This window comes from Halodesulfovibrio sp. MK-HDV (assembly GCF_009914765.1).
Taxonomy (GTDB): domain Bacteria; phylum Desulfobacterota; class Desulfovibrionia; order Desulfovibrionales; family Desulfovibrionaceae; genus Halodesulfovibrio.
The window spans coordinates 181,895-202,178 of sequence record NZ_WYDS01000002.1 but is presented as its reverse complement, the minus strand read 5'-3'; the positions used below and the strand labels follow the sequence as shown (position 1 = coordinate 202,178).

General features: G+C 46.1%; 13 protein-coding genes. 11 read left to right on the top strand and 2 right to left on the bottom strand.

Features of this window, described 5'->3' with window-relative positions; all coding sequences use genetic code 11:
- Positions 1–290 precede the first annotated feature (290 nt).
- Positions 291–1,226 carry an outer membrane protein gene (locus MKHDV_RS02350; protein WP_160711881.1) on the bottom strand — a complete coding sequence of 312 codons (936 nt, stop codon included), beginning with the start codon at positions 1,224–1,226 and terminating at the stop codon, positions 291–293.
- Between the two features lie 513 nt (positions 1,227–1,739).
- Between MKHDV_RS02350 and MKHDV_RS02345 the strand changes: the two genes are divergently transcribed.
- The 5 genes from MKHDV_RS02345 (at position 1,740) to MKHDV_RS02325 (ending at position 9,529) form a co-directional block, all read left to right on the top strand.
- The gene (locus MKHDV_RS02345; protein WP_160711879.1) at positions 1,740–3,173 is read left to right on the top strand and encodes a TolC family protein; all 1,434 of its coding nucleotides are present in this window, start codon (positions 1,740–1,742) and stop codon (positions 3,171–3,173) included.
- Positions 3,163–4,338, top strand: coding sequence for an efflux RND transporter periplasmic adaptor subunit (locus tag MKHDV_RS02340; protein ID WP_160711877.1), 1,176 nt, complete (start codon positions 3,163–3,165; stop codon positions 4,336–4,338). The genes MKHDV_RS02345 and MKHDV_RS02340 overlap by 11 nt, the downstream gene beginning before the upstream one ends.
- Positions 4,331–7,489, top strand: a complete 3,159-nt coding sequence (locus tag MKHDV_RS02335) for an efflux RND transporter permease subunit (protein WP_160711875.1) — start codon at positions 4,331–4,333, stop codon at positions 7,487–7,489. Before MKHDV_RS02340 ends, MKHDV_RS02335 begins: the two co-directional genes overlap by 8 nt.
- A gap of 80 nt (positions 7,490–7,569) precedes the next feature.
- On the top strand, positions 7,570–8,256 hold the full coding sequence (locus tag MKHDV_RS02330; protein ID WP_160711873.1) for a response regulator transcription factor: 687 nt from the start codon (positions 7,570–7,572) through the stop codon (positions 8,254–8,256).
- Positions 8,257–8,380: 124 nt separating this feature from the next.
- The gene (locus tag MKHDV_RS02325) at positions 8,381–9,529 is read left to right on the top strand and encodes a HAMP domain-containing sensor histidine kinase (RefSeq protein WP_216846836.1); all 1,149 of its coding nucleotides are present in this window, start codon (positions 8,381–8,383) and stop codon (positions 9,527–9,529) included.
- 294 nt (positions 9,530–9,823) lie between these two features.
- On the opposite strand, the gene MKHDV_RS02320 is transcribed toward MKHDV_RS02325, so the two are convergent.
- A complete protein-coding gene (locus MKHDV_RS02320; protein WP_160711869.1) occupies positions 9,824–10,561 on the bottom strand; it encodes a FadR/GntR family transcriptional regulator in 738 nt (245 codons plus the stop codon).
- A gap of 327 nt (positions 10,562–10,888) precedes the next feature.
- Between MKHDV_RS02320 and MKHDV_RS02315 the strand changes: the two genes are divergently transcribed.
- From MKHDV_RS02315 to MKHDV_RS18825, 6 genes are all read left to right on the top strand, one after another.
- The gene (locus MKHDV_RS02315) at positions 10,889–13,387 is read left to right on the top strand and encodes a 2-oxoacid:acceptor oxidoreductase family protein (RefSeq protein WP_160711867.1); all 2,499 of its coding nucleotides are present in this window, start codon (positions 10,889–10,891) and stop codon (positions 13,385–13,387) included.
- A 103-nt stretch (positions 13,388–13,490) separates the two neighbouring features.
- Positions 13,491–15,896 carry an acetate--CoA ligase family protein gene (locus MKHDV_RS02310; RefSeq protein ID WP_160711865.1) on the top strand — a complete coding sequence of 802 codons (2,406 nt, stop codon included), beginning with the start codon at positions 13,491–13,493 and terminating at the stop codon, positions 15,894–15,896.
- Between the two features lie 140 nt (positions 15,897–16,036).
- Positions 16,037–17,266 carry a Glu/Leu/Phe/Val dehydrogenase dimerization domain-containing protein gene (locus tag MKHDV_RS02305; protein WP_160711863.1) on the top strand — a complete coding sequence of 410 codons (1,230 nt, stop codon included), beginning with the start codon at positions 16,037–16,039 and terminating at the stop codon, positions 17,264–17,266.
- A gap of 126 nt (positions 17,267–17,392) precedes the next feature.
- Positions 17,393–17,554 carry a hypothetical protein gene (locus MKHDV_RS02300; protein WP_160711861.1) on the top strand — a complete coding sequence of 54 codons (162 nt, stop codon included), beginning with the start codon at positions 17,393–17,395 and terminating at the stop codon, positions 17,552–17,554.
- A 235-nt stretch (positions 17,555–17,789) separates the two neighbouring features.
- The gene (locus tag MKHDV_RS02295) at positions 17,790–18,911 is read left to right on the top strand and encodes an amino acid permease (RefSeq protein WP_254060393.1); all 1,122 of its coding nucleotides are present in this window, start codon (positions 17,790–17,792) and stop codon (positions 18,909–18,911) included.
- A gap of 405 nt (positions 18,912–19,316) precedes the next feature.
- Entirely contained in the window at positions 19,317–20,024 is a 708-nt protein-coding gene (locus MKHDV_RS18825; RefSeq protein ID WP_254060392.1) for a DsrE family protein, read from the top strand.
- Positions 20,025–20,284 lie beyond the last annotated feature (260 nt).

Below are 20,284 nucleotides of genomic sequence, written 5' to 3'. Positions count from 1 at the left end.
AATGCGCTATGCATATCGTATGGCAAGGTATTCGAACGGCATATCGAAAACCCCTACCCACTGAAAAGGGGCTCAGAAATCTGAGCCCCTTTGTCATTGAGCAAATGCCGAAGAATACCGGTACATAGGCAGTTCGAACAAAAACCAATAGTAAGTTACTAAACCGAGTTACTTTGTATTTTCTTTACCTGTGCCAGCTAAAGCAATTTGGGGACTATGCTCTCCGCAGTTTGAGGGGGGCGGATAGATATACAACAGCAAGAAATAGCTAAAGTAACTAGAGCTGTCGTCTAAAAACCATACGAGATATTAAGCGCAGCGCCGAATGCGTTATCAGGCTTGCTTTTACTGCCTACTCTATGACCATCTTTATCGTACAGACGAATACTGCGATCAAAATGATACTCCGGCCCTAATGAAATCATCAGTCCATCCATAGGAATCCAATCTGCATAAATGCCGACAACACTCCCTTGAATACTCGCAAAACCATTACGTTCAGCTGCACTATTTTTGGATAATTTGTAAATCCCACCAGTCGAGGAATACTCTGTTCTAACGATCCATTCCGGAGCTACTCTGTACTGCACAACAGTTGACGGAAAGCCAATCGCAATAAGCCAATCGTCATTTTCATACTGAATCCCTGCCACCGGAGCAAAACCCCATCGTAAAGGGTCTTTATTAACACCAGCACCCGCATATATTTTAAAATACTCATTCACCGTATATCCAACCATAACCATGCCGGAATACCCGAATGAGTCTGATGTAATCCTGTCCTCGTAGCCTGTGTAGGCATCAAGATCGACCATCACGAACCATGCATCGGAAAGCTCAATAGGAATGCTCATGCCAAAAGAAAGGGTATTTAAACTCTTCCATGGATCTTTGGACTTATCCCTACCGAACTTAAGTTTTTCAGTATCATGCCAATTAAATTGGGAATTCTGATATTGCATTCTGAAAAAACCGCCTGTCACACCAATCTCATAGTTTTGCTGAGAAAATGATGCACCAGAGTTATTGAAATCGGCTTCAGATATGAATCCCCCGAATGCTATGACCTCAACTGGAATCCCTTCTTCTATTTCTTCACAATTTTCATCAAGATCATACTGCAGTGTAGTATCTGCAGCGAAAGTTATTCCTACTGAAAGTAACAACAGCATTGTCATCATAAGATAACAGAACACCATTCTTCTTTTTACACCCTGAATATCCATACGTGCCTCCTCAGTTCACTATCAATAGATATGCAAATTTTTACTGAGGGAATCTATCAATGAATACGTTATGGTATGGTTATGAAAAAGATTATTACCAAAAAAAAAGAGACTGCCACTCTAAAACACATAAAAGTTCGTCTCAACATCTCGACAGCACAATACGGCAGAAACCAGCACACTCTCTGTAGTCAACCCGCACCACATTCCATATGATACAAAGTTTGCAAACATTTCAAACCTACTGCCTACTGCCTACTGCCTACTGCCTACTGCCTACTGCCTACTGCCTACTGCCTACTGCCTACTGCCTACTGCCTAAACTACTTTTTGTATTATCCTTTGATCACAAGATATAACTCCTTACTGTCAAAAAAAATTACTCATTAACCGCCTGTTAACGAACTCATTGCTACTTTCCTTCCTGCCATACACACAAGTCATCGCACAGCGCGTTAGCCTTGTAATATTCAGTACTATTGTATTTTTTTCTTATAAAAAGCATTTTTCGATATGAACAATTCACTTCTCCATAAGCTCACAATTTTCATCCTTAGCCTGTCTTTTCTCACGCTTACAGGTTGCGCTTCACGAATCAACATTCCTGCCAGACAAGACGCGCTCGCAAAACAGTTTCCATCCGCATGGAAAGAACCCCTTACTGAGGTTGGAACGGCTGCGCATCTGGAAGAACTCACCAACAATCAGGAACTCAAAACACTGGTGCAGGAAGCACTCAACGCTAACCCCAATATTCTTGCCACAGCGTACAGACTGCAAGCCTCCGGACTGCTGCTAAGTGTGACGTCCTCTGCTTATATGCCTTCTGTATCACTGGGAGGCTCTGGAACACGAAGCAATGCATCCGGCAACGAAGCAGATTCATACTCTTCATCAATGAATGTGCGCTGGGAAATAGATTTATGGGGACGACTGGCAGATCTGTACAAAGCAGACAAGCTCAGTGTTGCCGCAAAAACAGAAGACTACATTGCCGCACGCAATGCACTCGTCGCTCGTGTCATGCAGGCATGGATAGACCTTTCATCGCGAAATCTTGCAGTAGAAATTCAACACCGCCGCATTGAAGCACTCAAAAATGCTGAAGACATCGTGCTCGACAGATACAGCATGGGCATCGGCAAGCCGGAAGACCTTGCAACCGCAAAGGCCAACACAGAAGCCGCACGGCAGGTGCTCGTAGCGAATATGCTCGATGTGACTAAATCAAAAAGAACCATGGAAATACTTCTCGGTCGGTATCCTTCCGGACTTGTCAGCGGGGAAACTGCTTTGCCAGTTATGGCTGCACCGATTGTTGCTCTTCCGTCGTCCGTGCTCACAAACAGGCCAGACATTAAAGCTGCATGGTTTCGAATACAGCAGGCGGACACAAATGTTTCTGCAACAAACAAAGCCATGCTGCCAACTTTTACGCTTTCCGCCGACGTAGGTTACTCATCCAACGGGTTCAGCTCCATCGGTACTGGCCCGTCCGTCTGGAATCTTGTCGGCTCCCTTAGTCAGCCTCTTTTTATGGGTGGGAAACTCAAAGATACGGCTGCTGCTAGTTCTGAAGAAAGCAAAGCTGTGTGGGAAGAGTATCGACAGGTGGTGCTCAACGCTGCCTCGGAAGTGGAAAATGCACTGGAAAACGAAACCAGCCTCGAAAAACAGGAACAGTTTCTTAAATCTTCACTTCAATACGCACGGGAAAGCCGAATCAATTATGAGCAGCAATATCGGGAAGGGTTAACAGACATACTCAATTTGCTGACGGCAAAAAACAACGAATTAAACACGGAGGCGGAGCTTCTGGCTATCCGAACCTCCCGCACAACAAATCGTATTACCCTTGCCGTAGCTGTGGGATTAAGCAGCGAACATAATGCCCCGCTTATACAGGCGGCGAAAAGCAGTACTAAGGATACAAGCCATGAAAAATAAACATTTCCATCTCATTTTAGGTTCGATAATCTTAACGATTACCGTCGCATTATGCTTCTGGCTTGTTTCAACCCCGGTAGAACCAACATTGGCGGAAGAAAAAAGTATTCCGCATCCTGTTTCGGTTGTGCAAATAAACTCATCTGCACATACAGCATCCGTCATCGCATACGGACAGGTGGCACCATACAGGAAAACGGACATTGTTTCCGCGGTGTCCGGTCGTTTGGTTCAACGCAGTGACGTGTTTGATAAAGGTATGCTTGTTGCCAAAGGAGAGCTTCTCGCAACAGTTGAAGACGTTGCATATCGTTCTGCCGTGTCCTTGCAACAAAAAGAGCTAGCCGATGCGAACCTTGCATTTCTACAAGAAGAACGCCGCGCATTGCAGGCAAAAAAAGACTGGAAACGGATGGGAAACAGCAAAACGCCTGCTTCCTCTCTGGTTCTGCACAAGCCGCAACTCGACGCCGCACAGGCTCGGGTCTACGCGGCAAAAGCATCCCTTGCTAAATCACGAAATGATCTCAAAAACACACGCATTGTTGCACCATACGATGCAGCCGTCATCAGTCGAAAAGTTGCCATAGGCTCCTTTGTTTCCGAAGGTACTGTTATTGGAACCCTGTACGGAACAGGTCAACTTGATGTCCAGATTCCACTAACAGAAGCTCAATTCAACCTACTGCCTTTGCAAGGGATATCGCATAGCGCAGTTTGGAATGAAATTCCCGTAGAGCTGACATCCGTCACAACTCCCGACCAACAGTGGAAAGGACGACTCGTTGCCGTGGACTTGCAAATCTCCAAAGCCACACGCCAACGTATCGCCATCGTCCGCATTTCCAGCCCGTTAACAAGCAAAACGCCTCTGTTTCCGGGTACTTTTATCAAAGCGGAAATTTCCGGAATTTCGCTTGATAACGTCTTCGCCATTCCTGAAAGCTCGCTGACCCAGAACGGCAATCTCTGGTTCGTCGACACCGCTAACACTCTGCAAAAGATTAAAGCAGACATCAAATTCCGTAAGCAGGGGACGATCTATGCCCGTCTCCCGTTTGCGCAACAGAGCAATGTATCTATGAATGTTGTGCTAAAGCCACTTGGCACCTATCTCCCAGGAACCTCGGTCGCTCCGGTTACTGCTGAGGTTGCATATGAATAAGAAACCACATTCAGGAATTATTGCGTGGTTTGTCCACAATCCTGTGGCAGCAAACCTGCTTGTTATCCTCATTCTTATCGGCGGCTGTGTTGTCGGTTTCAATCGTCCCAAGCAGGCATTCCCGCCCTTTCCGCCAAAGCTCGTTACTATCTCTGTAGCCTACAACAGCAGCTCCGCTGAATCCGTGGAAAAAGGAGTCACAATAAAAATTGAGGAAGCCCTCAACGGCATTAACGGGATTAAAGAGATCACCAGTACGTCCACACGTGACAACTCCAGCGTGATGGTTGAAAAAAAGGCTGATTACTCCCTTACTACCCTCATGCGTGACATTAAAAGTAAGGTTGACGCCATCGACACACTTCCAGCCAGAGCAGAACGCCCTGTCATCTCGCAGGAAGAATGGAACGAACACATTCTTTACATCCATCTTTTTGGTGACGCCCGTCAGAAGACCCTGCAAACACTGGCAGATTCCATACGCCGGAAACTGCTGCTGAAACCAAACATCGGCAAGGTAAACTACGTAGGCAGACGCACCAAAGAAATTTCCATTGAAGTTAATGAAGGGATGTTGCAAGCAAGCGGGCTGACATTGCAGGACGTCTCGCAACGCATTCAAAATGAATCTGTTATCGACTCAGGCGGTGAGCTTAAAACAGATCTCACAACCATTACCCTGCGTGCTGACAATCAGGCATACGGGGAAGATCAATTCCGCTCCATCCCCTTACGCACCACTGCTAACGGTGCCTTAATTACGCTTGGGGATGTAGCAACTGTTCGCTCTGGTTATGAAGAGGAAACTATCCTCAATAGATTTCAAGGTGCACCGTCCATAGGCTTAGAGCTTGTAGACGTTGGTGGGAACGACATCACGGCTGCCTCGGCAGAGGCAATGCAGGTTGTGGACTCCGTCAAAAAGTCCGGCTTGCTCCCGCAGAATATTTCCATCGCTACATGGCACGATCAAAGTAAATACATTAACAGCAGAGTTTCTCTGCTTGTTTCCAACGGACTTATGGGCATGTTGCTCATCATTATTGTTTTGACTCTCTTTCTTAACCTGCGACTCGCACTGTGGGTTTCATGCGGCATCCCTGTATCCATCGCGGGAGCATTACTGCTCATGGGGGGAAATGCATTCAACTTTTCAATCAATGAACTGACGTCGTTCGGGTTCATTGTTGCACTCGGGATTCTGGTTGATGATGCCATTGTCATCGGCGAAAATATATATACCGTACGCGGTACAATGGACGATCCTGTTGCTGCAACCATTGCCGGTGCCTCAGAAGTGGCGACTCCCGCAACCTTCGGGGTTCTCACCACAGTGGCAGCGTTTCTTCCGCTTGCATTTATTAAAGGTGAATTTGGACAAATCTTCGGGCAATTTGCCCTCGTAGTCATCTTTTGCCTCATATTTTCACTCATTGAGTCGAAATTTATTTTGCCGTCTCATTTAGCCAGAACACGATTAACCAGCAGCGGGAAAAACTCACGATTTTCACGCCCTCTTGCTCGCGTACAACAATGGGTGACCCGCTCGCTTGAGACCTTTAAGGAACGCTTTTACACTCCTGCATTACGTCGTGTTTTAAAAGCTCCCGGTCTTACACTGTTAAGTTTTTTCTGCATACTCATCTGCCTTTTTGCGATCATGATAAGCGGACGTATACGAACCGTATTTTTCCCTAACATCACCGGCAACATCATCACAGTAACTGTCGACATGGATCAAGAAGCAGGTAAGCGAATTACGTTGCGAAACGCAGACAAAGTTGAGTCTGCCCTCTATACAACATCTGTTGCGCTGCAAAAAGAATACGGCCTAAAAAAACCGCCTATACGCAATGTACAAACGGATGTCACAAGCTCAACAGGGTTTGCAGTCACCGCACAGCTTAATCAGCAACAGAAAAACAGCGTACCGACAGAAACGTTAGTCGCTCGCTGGCAAAAAGCTGTAGGCGAAATGGAAGGGACAGACACCGTAAACTTTGACGCAAGCACTTCTACTATGAAGAATATTTACATTGAAATTATCGGAGCATCGCCGGAATCTCTTGCTGCTGCTTCAAAAAAAATTACAGACAAGCTTGGAGAATATGCAGGCGTCTACAACATCCGTGACAACCTGAAGACTGGACAGCCTCAATTCCGATTGCTCATAAAACCAGACGCCAGAAGCTTGGGAGTAACACTTAACGACTTGGTATCCCAACTGCGGGGAGGATTTCAAGGGTATGAGGTACAGCGTTTCCAACAAGGACAGGATAATGTAAAAGTTCAGGTTCGCTATCCGGCTGCTGAGCGGAAACATTTTGAAGACTTGCGTAGAGCGCGTATACGAACAGCCAATGGTTCGCTGGTTCCACTTGAAGTGGTAGCAGATATTATTCCCGGATACGCTCCCGTTGAAATCAACAGATCAAACGGCGGACGAGTTGCGAATATTTTTGCATCAACCAACAAAAGCATTACCTCTCCGAGTAAAGTTGTTGAAAACTTAGAAACCAGCCTGTTCCCGAAACTCCGAAAACAGTATCCGGAAATTACGATCCGTCTTTCCGGCGAAGCACAGGAAGAGGCAGAAGCGACAGGGTCATTATGGGGTGCATTTATGATTACACTCATCATGATCTACACCCTCATTGCCATCCCGCTGAAGTCGTACACAAAACCGTTAATTATTATGGCAGCAATTCCTTTCGGGTTTATCGGTGCTATTGGCGGCCACATGATACTCGGCTATCCTATAAGCATGCTCTCACTCTTCGGCGTGTTGGCATTATGCGGTGTTGTTGTTAACGACAGCCTGTTACTGGTAACAGAATACTCGACGCAAAGAGCAAATGGTCTATCGCTTGATGAGGCACTCATCAAAGCATCCTGTAAGCGCATGCGTTCTATTTTATTAACATCCATCACAACATTTATCGGGCTTGTTCCATTACTGCTTGAGACCTCGGAACAAGCTCAATATCTTATTCCGGCAGCAATCTCCATGGCGTATGGTATACTCTTCGCGACAGCCATTACGCTTCTTTTGATTCCTGCATTAATCCGTTTTTCACACAATACACACGTTGCACTTACTAAGCTCTGGACAGCATTATCGTACCAGCCCAAAAGAGCCGCACATGAATAGCAACGTTACAATAAAGGCCGACACTGGAAAGCACAGCGACAGCTATGCTCCACATGCCATATGATCTAGAGGAGTTTATGATGAATCTGCATGTATTACTTGTTGAAGATGATTACGATCTTGCTGCCTCACTTGTGGAGTATCTTGAGCTGGAAAATATTACCTGCGACCATGCTGCAAACGGGCTTCATGGCTTGGAGCTCACGCAGCAGAATCAGTACGACGTACTTCTACTTGATGTCATGATGCCAAAAATGGATGGATTATCTCTGTGCGACACCCTTCGCAAAGACGGTGTGGATACACCGGTGCTTATGTTGACAGCGCGTGACACGCTCGATGACAAGATTGCAGGATTCAGTGTGGGCACAGATGATTATCTGATTAAGCCTTTTGCTCTGAAAGAGCTGCTTATTCGTGTCCGCGCTCTGGCAAAACGCCGGAGCAGTCAGTCTCGAAAGTACACGGTTGCGAATCTGGAACTGGATACCGAAGCTCTGATTGCCCGAAGAGACGGCAAGGCACTTGTGCTTACGCCGACAGAATGGAAATTACTTTTGGAATTGACCCGTCACAGCCCTCAGGTTGTAACACGTGAGCAACTCATGCGAGCCGTGTGGGGTGATGACACACCGGAAAGTAATACGTTGAAAGTACACATGCATAAGCTGCGGCAAAAAGTTGATAAACCATTCAAAACACCACTAATTACAACACTTCCCCGACATGGGTTTGTACTGAGAAATGACGATGAGAAAAACTCCTAGCCTTCGGCGGACCATTATTTACACAGTGTGTTTTTTCGGGCTCATTTTCATTCTGGGCTACACAACATTACTGATTGATTTTGGAGAGAGGGGGTTAGATCTGGCTGTCGAAGTTCGCTTAGATATGGAAGTACAAGCATACTCAAAAAAGTATGATCTAAATCCAGACACTCCGTTACCGGAATACACAAATTTTAAGACATACTTGGGGTACCACAACCTTCCACAAGCAATTCAAAATGCGATACCCGAAAGTGACTTCTACTCTAAAACAATGGATGTTTTTGATCCCTTTGACGAAGATATTATGCAATTCATTTATCCGTGGCAGCGACCGGACAATAGATGGGTGTACTTTATTTTTACCGTGCATTTTGATGATGCCACAGATCGAATAGTGCAGGACCTTGATAACATGCTCTCGTTTATCGGAAAAACGGGACTTACGGTACTTGCCATTATCGTCGTAATCATGCTCGCATTTCTACATCGCATATCCCGCTCCATTGATGAATTACGAGAATGGGCAAACAGCTTAGAGGCTAAAACGTTAGAACAGCAGAAGAAGTCATTCAAATACAAAGAATTAAATCAACTTGCTGACCTGATCTACAGCAACACAAAACGTATTGCCTCCGGAGTGGAACGCGAGCAGCGTTTCTTAGAAAACGCAAGCCACGAACTCCGTACTCCGATTGCAATATTGCAAAACAATCTTGAATTACTTGAATACAAAGGGCTAAACACAGATCCACGATTTGCTGCGTCCTTTACCCGCATGACCAACTCAGTACATAACATGCACCACTTAACCACGACCTTACTGTGGGCAAGTAGAAAAGAAAGTGAACCGCCTCTTACTGCTGAGATTAATCTTGAGGAATTAATCGAAGATCTTATTGCCGAGAACAATTACCTGCTCAGAGATAAGCCAGTGACTGTGTCAAAATTACTTTCAAATACAACCATCATAGCCTCAAAACATGTACTGCGTATTATCCTCGGGAATATTCTCCGTAACGCATTCCAGCATACATTTGAGGGTGAAATCAGCATCCACAACACATCAGACACCTTTGCGGTATTCAACAGCAGGTCATCTGAAGGAGATGTTACTGATGCTGAAAGTTACGGCCTTGGCATCATGCTCATTGAACAACTTGTTGAAAAAATGGGCTGGGATATCACCTTTGAAGATTCTGATGAGTTCTTCTCAGTAACGTTACAGATGGATGGAACCTTACCTGAAAATACAGAAGAGGATTCTGCATAGAAATATTCACATTATGGACTCTCTGAATATAAAAAAACGCCCTTGCGAATGGTCGCAGGGGCGTTTCATGTTGTAACATATCACGCTTAAAACGTGATTATACGCGGAGAAATATCTCTTACCATCGCAAAGTAATACCTTTCAGGTTCAAAATGCACGTAAGTAACTTTTAGATGTTATTTATTTTCAGATGGGTATGGTAATAAGTTCCTTCAAAAGATAAAGTCAGACTTTATCACTCTCCTATTCTCCACCCATCCCAAATATTCAGTCAGCACTGCATCTTCAGCCAGACTAGCTTAATCTGGCATCACGTATAAGCTTTTCCTGAGAGCCCATCGCAGACTTCATACCGGAAACGTGCACATACATTTTCTCAAATGCAAGCTGAGGGTTACGTGCTGCAATCGCGTTCAAAATATCCATATGCGCCGAGTCATCATGCACATACGGCAAGGACTCATCCATCATCCCAGTGAACATTCGAGTAAACGTCATAAAACTGCGGATAGAAATATCATAAAACGGGTTACCGCTTAGCTGTCCGAGCAAAATATGAAATTCAATATTATGCTCAACGCGCTTCATTCTGTCTTTTTCATTCGACACGAACTCATTCAAGTCAGTCAATTGCTGCAAATCCATGGATGATGCCCGCAAAGTCGCCAATCGTGTGGCTTCAGGCTCAATAAGAAGACGCGCAGAAAGCAGATCATCTACCTTCATTTTACCCATCAGAACCAGATCACTGAACAATGCACCCATGGCGCTGGACTCTAAGATGTTTTTAACAAACGTCCCACCATTCTTTCCACGTTTAGACTCCAAGTATCCTTGTGTCTTAAGAATACCCAGTGCCTCGCGAATCATGGCACGGCTTACGCCGAACTGTTGCGCCAGCATCTCTTCTCTTGGGAGCACATCACCCGGAACATACTGTTGTAGCAGGATTTCTCGCTTCAGCGTTGCAACTACGTCCTCACAACGGCTGCTCGAGCGCATAGTATCTGTCTTCATAGTATGTTGAGGCATCAATCACTCCTGTCAAAATTTTCATTATCTATGACAAATACCGTAAAACCCACTTTCTGTCGATTTAAATTGTCAGTCTTTTACGACAATTTTAGTCCGAAATGTTGCCATTTCTACGCAGAAAAGCAAACAAAACAAAATATATGGCAGTGTCGAAATTAACAATTTTATCCAAAACACCTTATAAAGTAATGATATAGAGACACATCTTTTTTTTATAAACCCCATTGACATAAAGTCAGACTTTTAATAACTCCAAGGAAAACAACGTCACAGATAGTTGTAACAACTTTTCGAGAGACACGCCCATTTCAAGGAGAATTAACGATGAACCCAGTTAAGAAACTTTGTACGCAAGAGTCAGGCGAAGCTGCCGTTCTGCAGGGTAACATGGCCTTTGCAGTCGGCTGTGTCCGCACCGGCATCCATGCAGTTGATGGATATCCGGGAACTCCAAGTACCGAAGTTATCGATAAAGGACTCAGCAACGTACAGGATATGATCTCTGTAGGCTGGTCCATTAGTGAAGCCACCGCTGTTTCCGTAGGTTACGGACACTCTCTCGCGGGGCAGGACTGTGTTGTCACCATGAAAATTCCCGGCCTCTTTCAGGCAGGTGACCCATTCAGCAGCTCTGCATTTTTCAACGAAGACCGCGGCGCGCTCGTTTACTACCTCGCGTCAGATTTCACACCAAGCTCCACACAGCACCTCGTTGATCCCCGCCCATTTATCAAAAGCTGTTTTGTCCCTATTTTTGAACCGCGCAACCATCAGGAGCTGCACGAAGCTTCTGAAATTGCAGCCGACATCAGTCGCCAGTTCAAAACCCCTATTGTAATCCTCGCCAACGGCACTCTCTGTCACAGTGAAGGCTTAGTACATCTTTCAGACGTCAAAACACGCGACCGTGTTGAACTCACCGTTCCTCTTAAAAAGTTCAACACACTCCCTGTTGTCGCACGCGGAAACTACAACACCGTTGTTACTGAGCGCATGCCTGCGCTTACAGAAATGGTAGAAAATTCCCCGCTCAACAAATGGGAAAAAGGCGCTGGTAAAGTTGGTGTTATCACCTACGGAATCAACGAAATGATGGTGAAGGAAGTTAAAGAGTCTCTCGGTGAAGACATAGACATCCTCTCCCTCGGTTTCACCTTCCCGCTCCCTATGAATCTCATTCGCAAATTTTACGATTCAATCGACGGCGACGTGTATGTCATCGAAGACGGCTACCGTTTTGTTCAGGAAGAAATTGAACGCAACGGTCTAGCCATTCAGGGCAAAGACGCAATCGAAACGTTGACAGAATGGACACCAGCTCAGGTTGCGGGCCGCCTTGGATACTCCCTTGAATCACCCGCTTCAAATGAGGTCGCCCCCCTGAGCCGTCCACCAATGATCTGTGCAGGCTGCCCTTACCGACTCTTTGGCGAAACCGTTCGTCAGATGAAAAAGAAAGGCAAACTGGAAACATGTTTTGGTGACATCGGCTGTAACACCCTTCTATACTTCATGGATGCTGTGGACACCAACGTGGCTATGGGCACAGGCGAATCAAACCGTGCTGGTTATGTTCTGGCTAATCCGGAAAAAGCATCCAAATGTCTTAGCATGCTTGGTGACGGCACAGAATGTCACAGCGGCATGGACAGCACCAGAAACACTATTTTCCGCCATATCCCTGGTGTAAAAGTTGTTCTGGATAACAACTGGACAGCCATGACAGGCGGTCAGCCTGGCCCGACATCTCCTGTAAACCTTGCAGGCCAGACTAATACATTTGATCTCCAGTCATCCCTTGCTGCACACGGCGCTAAAGTTGTGGAAGTAAGCGGCTACGATCGTAAAGGAATCAAAAAAGCGCTTACAGGCGCACTCGCTGATGCAGAAAACGATGTATTCACCACACTGGTAATTACCGGTGTCTGTATCCGCAAAATGCCTAAATCTTCTTACGGCACCCAGATGACTGTGGATGCAGACATCTGTAAACGCTGTGGACTCTGTCAGATCTGTCCGGGTATTCAGGCAGACAAAGACGGGCTTCCATCATTTAACAACATGTGTACCGGTTGTGTAAGCCAGTCCGCTGCATGTGCGCAGATGTGTCCTGTTAATGCGATTACCATTGCAGAACCTTCCGAAAAAAGTGCCGCTGATCGCGTAACACTTCCAGAAGCTCCTGAAACAATCACCGCACCGGATGCCGGTTCATTTACTCTGCCGGAAAGAGTCGCGTTAGCAATCCGCGGTGTCGGTGGTCAGGGCAACCTCTTCTTCGGTCGCGTTCTCACACAGCTGGCATTCCTTGCAGGCTACGGAGATACCAACATTGTTAAAGGTGAAACTCACGGCATGGCTCAAATGGGCGGCCCTGTTATTTCTACCTTCAGCTGCGGTAACGTCTGTTCACCAGTTCTCTTACCGGGTACTGCCGACTGTCTTGTCAGCATGGAACAAAGCGAAATACTGCGTCAGGGTTTTGTGGATATGCTCAGACCGGGCGGAACAGTGCTGTTAGCAAAAACACACGTGCTTCCATACGGTGTAGCAGAAGAAGCCTACCCTGCTCATAAGCAAATTATGGACACCCTTGCCAACTACAATGTTGTTGAAATTGATGTTCTGGAACAGGCATTCGCCCTTGGTGACCCAAGCGGACGAATCGCAAACGTTGTAATGATCGGCGCGCTCAGCACGCTCGCTCCGTTCAACGAGTTCCCTGCTGAACTATGGTTGCAGGCACTGAAAAATGTAAGCCCTAAACCTGCCATCTGGACAGCTAACCATGCTGCCTTCAGCGCAGGACGCGCATTGTTCTAAATATCATTCCCAGTAAGAAGCCGGACATCGGCTTCTTACTGGGTACTTTTTTATACATCACTGCGTGACCACTTGAGAAAATAGACGGGAAGGAAAACACACCATGGAAGTACAAACAGACGTCTCCATAGATTTTGACGCCATAAGCGACCTGTTCAAAGCCGCACAGGACGAAAAGCGTGATTATCTTTTTGAATACGAAGTATACAACCTGCTCTCACGATCAGGTGCAGAAACACCGCCTAAATCTATCCTCATCCCTCAAGGAGCAAAGGTTTCTGACGAAGCACTGAACTCTATGCCGGGTGAAAAAGTTGTCATAAAAATTGTCTCTCCGACTATCATTCATAAGACTGAAGTCGGCGGAGTACGCGTCGTCGAAAAAAATCCTGATCGCATCCGTTCCGCGGTTCGCCGTATGCTCTACGAAGTACCGGAAAACTATGCGACCATGATCAACCTTGATCCGTCCCATGCGGCAGAGGAATACAAAGGGCTCACAGGAGACGCGCTCCTCACCGCCATTCGCCGCGACCTGAAAGGCGTGCTCATGGTGCAGTTTATGCCGCCGGATTCCGGCGCATTCGGCAACGAACTCATTGTGGGTCTGCGCAATACTCGTGAATTCGGTATGATTCTCAGCGCAGGACTCGGCGGAACAGACACAGAACTGTACGCAAAGCGTTTTAGAAAAGGACAGGCAATCGTAGCAGCGTCCTGTGAACTGATTGACGGTGAAAGCTTCTTTGCCCAATTCCGCAAAACCATCTCTTACCAAAAGCTTGCTGGCCTTACTCGCGGGCAGCGTAGAGTGGTTACGGATGAACAGCTCATGGAATGCTTCTCTTCCTTCATCGAAATGGGTCGCAAATATTCTTCCTCCAACCCCGAGGCAGAGTTTGTTATCGAAGAAATGGAAATCAACCCATACGCTTTCACAGACTACCTGATGGTTCCACTTGACGGCATGTGCCGTTTCTCCCTGCCGAAGGCTCGTGAAAACAGCCGCCCTATCGCTAAAATCCACAATTTATTGCATCCGAAAAAAATCGGACTCATTGGCGCATCTATCAAGCGCAAAAACTTTGGCCGCATCATCCTCGACAACATTCTGGCAGAAGGATTTGCGAAAGAAGATGTGTACATCCTGCGTGACGGCGTAGACGAAATTGAAGGCGTAAAATGCTTTCCAAATCTGGAAGCACTGCCTGAAAAACTCGACATGTTTGTCGTTGCTGTAGCTGCAGCACAAGTTCCTGACCTTGTAGATGAGGTTATTCGTCTTGATGCCGCTAACAGCGTCATGCTCATTCCGGGCGGCATGGGCGAAACTGAAGAAAGTAAGGAACGTGCTGAAAACCTGATGGCTGCCATTGATGCGGTGCACGGCACCAAAGACGGCGGCCCTGTATTTATCGGCGCAAACTGCATGGGTGTTGTTTCCCATCCCGGTAATTACGACACATGGTTTATTCCGGAAGAAAAGCTTCCTAAAGACCGCACTGTTCAGCATCACCGCTCTGCGCTTGTCAGCCAAAGTGGCGCATTTATGCTCCACCGTAGCAGCCAGTGCCCTGAACTGAATCCTTCCTACATGGTTTCCATGGGCAACCAGACAGACCTCACCCTTGGCGACATGGTGAAGTACTTCAAAGATGCCGACAACGTGGATGTCATTGCTATCTATGCTGAAGGATTTAACGATCTGGATGGATTGGAATTCTGCACGGCAGTGCGTGATGCAGTTCTGGCAGGAAAGGAAGTAGTCTTCTACAAAGCAGGCCGAACCCCTGAGGGCAAGAGCGCCACCAGCGGACACACGGCTTCCTTAGCTGGCGACTACATGGTTTGCGAATCTTGCGTTCGACAGGCCGGTGCAATTGTAGCCCGAACCTTTACAGAGTTTCAGGATTTATTCCTGCTGGCTGAAAACATGGCCAGCAAAAAAATTCAGGGCAACCGCCTCGCTGCTGTGAGTGGTGCCGGATTTGAAGCTGTAGGCATGGCCGACTCTATTCAGTCTGATGACTATCAAATGCAACTTGCAGCATTTGAAGAAGCATCACACAACCAGATCGCCAAAGTGCTCGAATCAAAAAAACTGGCCAGCCTTGTTACCATCAACAATCCGCTGGACATCAACCCATCCGCTGATGACGAAACCCATACCGTTATCGCAGACATCCTGTCCAAAGACAGTGGCGTAGATGCCGTTGTAATTGGGCTGGACCCACTTTCCCCTAGTATGCATACCCTCGCGGACACCCCGATCCCTGCTTTCTCCATGGATGCAGAAAACGGTATTATCCCTCTCCTCACCAAAATGGCGCAGGAAAGTGAAAAGCCGGTAGTCGGTGTAATCGACGGGGGGCGCTTGTATGACCCTATGCGCGACGCTTTCAATAAAAGCGGCGTACCTGTGTTCCCAGTATGCGACCGTGCAGTTGCGGCACTGTCCTTATACATCGAAGCGCGTCTGCACGCAGACACTATTCGATTGTCTTCTTAAACACATAATTGTGGGGGCCTGATGCTCCGGCAGAAGGCTTCTGTTTTTTCAAAGCGGCATCTGCAACCGCAGTTTGTTGCTCGATATCCCATTGGTTCAAGAAACTCACATAACATCTAGTTAGCTTGTGGAGAATAGACATGAAAGAACTGTTAACTGCTTTTGAAGAAAACACACCGGAAATCGTTTTTGAATGGAGTGACTCTGAAACAGATGCGCAGGGATGGGTTGTTATTAACTCCTTGCGTGGGGGCGCTGCTGGCGGCGGTACCCGCATGAGAAAAGGCTTGAACAAGCATGAAGTAGTTTCACTCGCAAAAACTATGGAAATCAAATTTGCCGTATCCGGCCCGCATATCGGCGGTGCAAAATCCGGTATCAACTTTGACCCGAATGATCCGCGCAAAGATGAAGTGCTCGATCGTTGGTACAAAGCTGTTATGCCACTGCTTAAAAGCTACTACGGCACCGGTGGTGACTTGAACGTGTGTGAAATTAAAGACGTAATCCCGCACACAGAAGCATACGGTTTATGGCACCCGCAAGAAGGCATTGTTAACGGCCACTTTATGCCGACTGAAGAGAAAAAGATCCAGCAGATCAGTCAGCTCCGTGGCGGTGTATGTCTTCCTGTAACATCCGCAACATACTCACCTGAACCATCACGCGGCTATCTTGTTGCCGATCTGATCACAGGCTGGGGCGTTGCAGAGTCTGTTCGTCATTTCCACGAGCTCAATAACATTCCACTCAAAGGCAAGCGCGTAATCGTGCAGGGCTGGGGCAACGTAGGCGCAACTGCAGCATACTACCTCGCATCCCGCGGTGCACTCATCGTAGGCATCATCGATCGCGAAGCTGGCCTGGTTGAAACAGACGGCTTAAACGTCGAACAGATACGCGAGCTTCTTCTGAACCGCACCGGCAACACTCTTGTTGCTGAGAATGCTCTTTCTGCAGAAGAAACTCAGGCTAAAGTATGGAGCGTTGGCGCAGAAATCTTCCTGCCTTGTGCTGCTTCCCGCCTTGTCACCAAAGAACAGCTTGAAACTATGAAAGAACATGGTCTGCAAGTTATTGCATGTGGTGCAAACGTACCGTTCCATGATGAAGACATTTTCTACGGTGCAACTGCAGAATATGCAGACAATAACTTCAGCGTTATTCCTGACTTCATTGCAAACTGCGGTATGGCACGCGCCTTTAACTACCTGATGAGCAACAAAGTTAACCTTAATGCAGGAGAAATCTTCGAAGACGTCTCCCAGACAATCTACAATGCTATGGATGAAGTGCAGAAAGTATCTACATCCAAAACTAAAAAAGCTGCAACTGCCCTTGAAACAGTTTTGAAAAAGTTAATGAACTAATTCCATTATTTCTGCTGTGGTACTATGAGAGTCCCTCATGTTGCCACAGCAGTCTATGGAAACACGGTGGTATATTGCAGGGCATTCCACGTTCAGGAATGAGTAAAATGGAAGCTGCATTGGAAGATGAGTTACAGAGCCGACGCTGTAACAGCAGCGGCAGATATATTCTCCTTGGGTAAGTCGGGAATATGCTGGCTGCGCTTCTTAGCCATTTATCTCGAATGGGTTAACAACAAAATTTCTCATGCTGTTCCTTGTCAGATTATTCAGCCACGCGAAACGTAACTTCATGGTGCATTGTATGTAGGTGTCATTTTCTTTTATGCTTTCATAAAAGTTCTCCATTTTTTCGCCCATGAAAACAGCACATACGCTGACCTGTTTAATAGACGAGACAACTAGCCTTGAGTACACGCAAATGAACAAAATGCCCTTGTGTTCAAACAGGGACCCCGCAGGCGTGTGGTGGCTCACTGCTCAGTGCTGAACATTATTTCAGCATTGAAAATTGGAGAGTTGTATGAGTTCTAAGAACATTGGTGCGATTAGTATTGTTGCCGGTACCGCTATTGGTGCAGGTATGCTTGGCCTTCCTATGGTGATCGGAAGTCTCGGTTTCTTTACGGGCTGTCTGATTCTACTCATAATGTGGGCTCTGGCTGTATATTCCGGCTTAATGCTAATTGAAATCAACCTTGAATTTGGCCCCGGCGTCAACTTCAACTTCATGACACGCGAAGTTCTAGGTCGCCCCGGACAGATCGTTGCCACAGGCAGTGTATTTTTTCTCGCCTACTGTCTTCTGGTTGCTTACATGACTGGCATGGGCAGCCTTATCTCCAGCGTAATCAGCGTAGATGCCCGCATTGGCTCCGCAGCCTTTGCTGTTATCAGTGCCATAATTTTCTACATCGGCACCAACGCCCTTGTATCTGCAAACAAAACCTTATTCTCTATTATGCTCGGAGCAATGGTTGTCAGCTTCGCTTGCCTTGGCGGGCAGCTCAACCTGCAAAACCTTACACTTGGTACCCCGACATCAAAAGGTTTGCTCTTTGCTCTTCCTGTACTCTTTACCTCTTTCGGCTTTCATGCATCTATCCCGAGCGTGGTAAGCTTTGTAGGTGAAAGCAAAAAATCTTTGGTTAAAATTCTGATAATCGGCAGTACGATTCCCGGCCTCTGCTATGTTGCCTGGTTAATGCTCTCGCTTGGCAGTGCTTCACCGGAGCAACTCGCAGGCATGGCAAATGTGGATGCACTTGTTGCCCTCATCAGCGGCGGTTCCACATGGATTGGTCGAGTAGTATCTTTCTTCGCTGTACTCGCTCTTGTTACATCCTTCTTTGGTGTATCCCTTGGTCTGTTTGATCTTGTTGCTGAAACATTCAAACGAGGTAATGACAGAACCAGCCGCGCCGGAACAAGCGCACTGGTATTCCTTCCACCACTTGCCGCATCCGTGCTAGCCCCGGGCAGCTTCATTGCCGCTCTTTCCCATGCAGGCTCAGCACTTGCTATCATTGCCATTTTCCTCCCATGCATCATGGTATTGAAAATGCGCTCTGCCGGTAAGAATCAGGCATTCAGAGCAGTTGGCGGAAGCCTGCTGTTTTTGCAAGTTTCCTTTTCGGCCTTGTGATTATTGCTGCAAACTACCTGTAAAACTTGCGGTTAATTCCGTATACAATGTTATTAAAAAGACTCCTGCACGTAATGCAGGAGTCTTTTTTTTGCTTAAAAAACAAGAACGCTCATCAAAAATCCCTACCGTAAAATTTACATCATCTACACAGAAAAGCTATATCATACGTTCATAACACCCACCACTCATGTGCGTTGGCAAAGATAGATATCATTTTTCGTACGCAGGAATATTACTATATTTATTCGTAAGTTGAATGAGAATTTCATTACTACGCTCGAATGTCTTTCTTATACAACGCATCCGACCTTTTCTACTTCCAGTCAACTTGAACAAAACATCAAAAAAATGAAAAACTGACTACAGCAATACGCCTCTAATTACCAAGGGGGACCATATCCAATGAGTGACAAAAAAATATCACAAACAGATTTTCAAAAGCTAATGCTGCTTCTGGCAGAAAAGCGCACTGCACATACCACATTACGTTCCGGCATTGCTCTTTGCGCCTTTTCCATGACAATCATCTCTTTTATTCTTCTTATGGCATCCCGAGTAACCAGCAACTTAGAAGGAATTGTGTTTACCATTCTCGGTGCTGGTAGTGTGCTCATGTTAACTCTTGGAGTCTACTTCATTCGCAGGGGCTTCACCCGTATGCAGTTTCATGACACTCTTATAAATCAAATTCTTCATTCTAACTCTGAAGCAAGTTATCTTTTTTACCATACTAGAAAAAGGAATAACGCACACAAAAGAGAAATTCCAATGCATTATGATGTGATTTTCCATTTTGATAAAGGCAATGAAGAATTGGATGTTACAATCAGCAACATAAAAAATTATTTTGAAGAGCTTTCAGGGAAAAAATTCACTGCTTGTCTTGTGGTAAATGGCCCCGGTATCAAATTATTAGGAAAAGATGATCCCCATGCTCAAAAATTAACTGAACTTGCAGATCTTGGTTTAGAAATAAAAGTTTGTCAAAATGCTATGAACCATTTCCAACTTAAACCGGAGTGGCTATTACCATCAGGAAAAATTATTCCAGCCGGACTACTGGAAATAATTGACCTCCAGCGCAAAGGTTATGCATACATCAAACCATAACCTGCACATATTTATAACGTCATTACCTATACGTACTGTCAAAAAGATCTCAGCCAAAAGACAGAATCAAGCGCCTCTCCATGCTTCATTCTTAGAAAGTAAAAACTCCTACACTTTGTACGGGAGCTTTTAGAAGAAGAAAAAGATCTTGTTGTCTTGTTCTGGTGCAACATTTTTCGCAAAGAAATCTACGCAACCAGAGCGACAGTTTCGTCATACTCAAAATTTCGCTTAATAGTTTGTGCAAGAATTAACTTAAA

Excerpts from the sequence above, each read along its gene's own strand:
- MKHDV_RS02350 (WP_160711881.1), bottom strand. The coding sequence starts at position 1,226 with ATGGATATTCAGGGTGTAAAAAGAAGAATGGTGTTCTGTTATCTTATG.
- MKHDV_RS02345 (WP_160711879.1), top strand. The coding sequence starts at position 1,740 with ATGAACAATTCACTTCTCCATAAGCTCACAATTTTCATCCTTAGCCTG.
- MKHDV_RS02340 (WP_160711877.1), top strand. The coding sequence starts at position 3,163 with ATGAAAAATAAACATTTCCATCTCATTTTAGGTTCGATAATCTTAACG.
- MKHDV_RS02335 (WP_160711875.1), top strand. The coding sequence starts at position 4,331 with ATGAATAAGAAACCACATTCAGGAATTATTGCGTGGTTTGTCCACAAT.
- MKHDV_RS02330 (WP_160711873.1), top strand. The coding sequence starts at position 7,570 with ATGAATCTGCATGTATTACTTGTTGAAGATGATTACGATCTTGCTGCC.
- MKHDV_RS02325 (WP_216846836.1), top strand. The coding sequence starts at position 8,381 with ATGGAAGTACAAGCATACTCAAAAAAGTATGATCTAAATCCAGACACT.
- MKHDV_RS02320 (WP_160711869.1), bottom strand. The coding sequence starts at position 10,561 with ATGCCTCAACATACTATGAAGACAGATACTATGCGCTCGAGCAGCCGT.
- MKHDV_RS02315 (WP_160711867.1), top strand. The coding sequence starts at position 10,889 with ATGAACCCAGTTAAGAAACTTTGTACGCAAGAGTCAGGCGAAGCTGCC.
- MKHDV_RS02310 (WP_160711865.1), top strand. The coding sequence starts at position 13,491 with ATGGAAGTACAAACAGACGTCTCCATAGATTTTGACGCCATAAGCGAC.
- MKHDV_RS02305 (WP_160711863.1), top strand. The coding sequence starts at position 16,037 with ATGAAAGAACTGTTAACTGCTTTTGAAGAAAACACACCGGAAATCGTT.
- MKHDV_RS02300 (WP_160711861.1), top strand. The coding sequence starts at position 17,393 with ATGAGTTACAGAGCCGACGCTGTAACAGCAGCGGCAGATATATTCTCC.
- MKHDV_RS02295 (WP_254060393.1), top strand. The coding sequence starts at position 17,790 with ATGAGTTCTAAGAACATTGGTGCGATTAGTATTGTTGCCGGTACCGCT.
- MKHDV_RS18825 (WP_254060392.1), top strand. The coding sequence starts at position 19,317 with ATGAGTGACAAAAAAATATCACAAACAGATTTTCAAAAGCTAATGCTG.